Annotated in this window: 4 protein-coding genes; 1 reads left to right on the forward strand and 3 read right to left on the reverse strand. The window is 63.5% G+C overall.

Features of this window, described 5'->3' with window-relative positions; genetic code table 11:
* The 3 genes from HLUSI_RS0113215 to HLUSI_RS0113225 form a co-directional block, all read right to left on the reverse strand.
* The coding region (locus HLUSI_RS0113215) for a phenylacetate--CoA ligase family protein (protein ID WP_016834431.1) at positions 1-1,012 on the reverse strand (1,012 nt) is incomplete at its 3' end.
* A gap of 2 nt (positions 1,013-1,014) precedes the next feature.
* Positions 1,015-1,677, reverse strand: a complete 663-nt coding sequence (locus HLUSI_RS0113220) for a TetR/AcrR family transcriptional regulator (protein WP_016834432.1) — start codon at positions 1,675-1,677, stop codon at positions 1,015-1,017.
* Positions 1,677-2,846, reverse strand: coding sequence for an acyl-CoA dehydrogenase family protein (locus tag HLUSI_RS0113225; RefSeq protein WP_016834433.1), 1,170 nt, complete (start codon positions 2,844-2,846; stop codon positions 1,677-1,679). Before HLUSI_RS0113225 ends, HLUSI_RS0113220 begins: the two co-directional genes overlap by 1 nt.
* A gap of 206 nt (positions 2,847-3,052) precedes the next feature.
* Between HLUSI_RS0113225 and HLUSI_RS0113230 the strand changes: the two genes are divergently transcribed.
* The coding region (locus HLUSI_RS0113230) for a thiolase family protein (protein ID WP_462138090.1) at positions 3,053-3,345 on the forward strand (293 nt) is incomplete at its 3' end.

Genomic DNA, 3,345 nt, shown 5'->3' on the forward strand with positions numbered 1-3,345 from the left:
CGCCGCCGACCAGGCGCGCATGCGTGCGACCGCAGCTGCACGGCGTGGCGTCGCGCAGCACGATGTCGCCGGTCCACCAGCGCACCAGCGGGCCGGCTTGTTTGTCGAGATGGGTCAGCACCAGCACGCCGGGCGTGCCGTCGGCAACGGCGGCGCCGGTTTCGGCATCGACGATTTCGGCGTAGGCGAAGTCTTCCGCCAGGTGCGGTCCGGCTTGCGCGGTGCAGTCGCCGGCGATGGGCTGGAATTCAAGGCAACCGTAGGCGTCGTAGGCGCGTGCGCCCCACAGCGCTTCGATGCGGCGACGCGTGGCAGGAATGCTGGCGCCCGGTTCCCCGCCCATCATGATGCTGCGCACGGTCGAGGCGGCCGGATCGCGGCCGCGCTTGCGCACTTCTTCGGCGAGATGGGTGATGAACGATGGTGTGCCGCACAGCACCGTGCTGCCGTAAGTGAACAGCGTGTCGATCTGGCGCCCGGTGTCCTGGCTGCCGGCCGGGATCACCATGGCGCCGGCGCGCTGATAGCCGGCGGTGGCGCCGAGGCCGCCGACGAACCAGGTATAGCTGAACATGCATTGCACGATGTCGCCGGGGCCGATGCCCTGGGCGCGCGCGTGACGTGCGTACAGGCCGGCCCAGCGGTCGAGGTCGCGTTCGCTCCAGAACTGCGGCGAGGGCGCCGACGTCGTGCCGGAGGAAAAATGCATGCGCCGCACCTCGCTCTGGGGCACGGTCATGAATTTGCCGAACGGCGCCTGCGGGCCGAGCGTGTTGATGTAATCAGGCTTGGTGGTAAACGGAAGTTTGCTCAGGTCGGCCAGCGAGCGCAGCTCGCCGACGTTCCAGTCCAGCTGCCGGAACAGCGGCGCATAGTAAGCGCTGTCCCTGGCGAGCCGCGCCAGCTGCACGCGCAGTTGCTCCAGCTGGAATGCCTCCAGCGTGGCGCGATCCCAGCTTTCAGCGGGATCGAGATGCGCGGGCGCGGCGGCGATCGGCGCACCGGAGCGCATGGTTATTGCTCCGCGCCGAGGCCGCGAATCGCAAAAGTGGAGATGGAGTTGGCGACCGCCAGCTTTTCGTCTTCGGTCTGGTCGGCGCGCGGACGGAACCAGATGGTGGTCCAGTTCAGTGCGCCGAAGAAGGCCTTGACGACGATCTGCAGGTCCTGGTCGGGCGCGTGGCCTTCGGTCATGACCTGGCGGATGGTGTCGCGGAACAGGTTCTCGTACTGATCGCGCAGCACCAGGATTTCCGACAGCACTTCGCGCTGGGCGGCGGTGGTTTCGCCGGCCAGGTGCATCTCCAGACCCTGCACGGCGACGCGTTGGTAGGGCAGGTGGTCCATGATCACGGTGATGTGCGCCAGCGTCATGGCGCGCAGCTTGTCGATGGCCCGGGCGTGGGATTTCGAGGCGGCTTCCTGCACGGCGGCCAGGTCCATTTCCATGCCGCGCTTGTGCACGTCGAAGAACAGGTCGGCTTTCTTGCGGTAGTGATGGTAGATCTTGCCCTTGGTGGCGCTGAGGATATCGGCGACATCGTCGATGCTGGTGGCGGCATAACCTTTTGTCATGAATGCCAGCGCGGCAGCGTCGAGAATCTCGCTGCGCGGGTCTGAATCGTCTCCGGCGAATTCATTGTTTGTCGATGCGGGACGTGCTGTGTCGACCTTCATTATGCTTGCTCCTCATTATTGAACTCGGCATGAATCGCCCGTGCGAGCACCAGTCTCTGGATCTCCGAAGTACCTTCATAAATTTCGGTGGCGCGCTGATCACGATAAAGACGCTCGACGAGCGAAGGCTTCACGAAACCTTCTCCGCCAAATACCTGTACACCGATATCGACTGCATCGTGGGCAGCCTCGCTACAGAATAACTTCGCTTGAGCGCCGATAAGCGCGACATCCTGACCAGTATCAAAACTGCGGGCGGTTTCGTATGCAAGCATTCTACCTGCGGATAACCGGGTTGCGACATCTGCAAGTTTGAAACCTATGCCCTGATGATCGAGAAGACACTGGCCGAAGGTGGTGCGAACCGCCGCCCGGCGTGCCGCAGCGTCGTATGCCGCGCGTGCGATGCCGTTCGATTGCGCCGCCACAACAACGCGTCCGACGTTAAGTGCTTCGAGCGCCAGCCTGAGTGCTTTGCCCGGCGTCGCGATCATGCAGTCGGCCGCGACCCAAGTGTCGAGCACGACGGTGCTGTTGACGGTGCCGCGCATGCCCATCTTGTCTTCGCGCGCATCGTCGCGCACGCCCTCGGCGTCGGCCGCCACCATGAAGGCGGCGATGCCGCGCCGGCCTGCGCCAGGCTCCGTTTGCGCAAATACTACGTAGTACGCGCACTCGCCGCCGCCGCCGATCCAACGCTTCTCGCCGCGCAGCCGCCAGCCGCCGTTCTCCGGTGTGGCCAGGGTCTGCATGTTGGACGGATCGGAGCCGGCTTCACGCTCGCTGAGTGCGAACGAAATCGATTTGCGCCCGGCCACCATGGCGCGGATATAGGTGTCTTTTTGTTTATCGGTGCCGGCGCACAGCAGCGGCATGGCGCCCAGCTGCAGCGTCGCGACGATGCCGCTGGTGGAGGCGCAGGCTTGCGCCAGTTCTTCGATCACGGCGCAGAACGAGGTCAGCGAAGCGCCGCCGCCGCCGTAGTCTTTCGGGATGAACATCGATGCGATACCGCTCTCATGGAGGGCGTCGACATTTTCGTGGGGATAGCGCTGATCGCGGTCGATGCCGGCGGCACGCGGCGCCAGCTGATCGTGGGCAAGACGGCGCGCAATGTCGCGCCATCTGCTTGCGTCAGGGTCGAGGGAAGGATCCCAAATAATCGCCATCGTCTCTCCATTGCGCCGAAGGCTCGGCGGTCAGTGTGTTGTAGAGCGGCTTTCTTATATTGACTTCATCTTAATATACTAAGTAGTATGATCGGAGTCAAATAGCATTCCGCATTATTTTCGAACACGCGTTCGCCTGCTCTATACGCGTACAAAAATTCTGTTTTGACCCAACTCAAAAGCCCGAACCGGGCCGGGAGGCGGCAATGAGCGAGAAAGTCTATGTCTCCGGTGTCGGCATGGTGCCGTTTGCGAAGCCAAGTACAAGTACGTCGTATGTGGAAATGGGCGCAGCCGCTGCGCGCGCCGCACTCGCCGATGCCGGCATTCGTTACGAAGCGATCGAGCAGGCCTACGCCGGCTATGTCTACGGCGATTCCACCGTCGGCCAGGCGATGCTCTACGAAGTCGGCCTCACCGGCCTGCCCGTCATCAACGTCAACAATAATTGCGCGACCGGTTCGACCGCGCTGTTTCTGGCCCGCCAGGCGATCCCCCC

Origin of the sequence: Herbaspirillum lusitanum P6-12, from assembly GCF_000256565.1 — a bacterium.
In the GTDB taxonomy this organism is placed as follows: domain Bacteria; phylum Pseudomonadota; class Gammaproteobacteria; order Burkholderiales; family Burkholderiaceae_D; genus Herbaspirillum; species Herbaspirillum lusitanum.

Coding starts and splice junctions, on each gene's coding strand:
- HLUSI_RS0113220 (WP_016834432.1), bottom strand. CDS start 1,677: ATGAAGGTCGACACAGCACGTCCCGCATCGACAAACAATGAATTCGCC.
- HLUSI_RS0113225 (WP_016834433.1), bottom strand. CDS start 2,846: ATGGCGATTATTTGGGATCCTTCCCTCGACCCTGACGCAAGCAGATGG.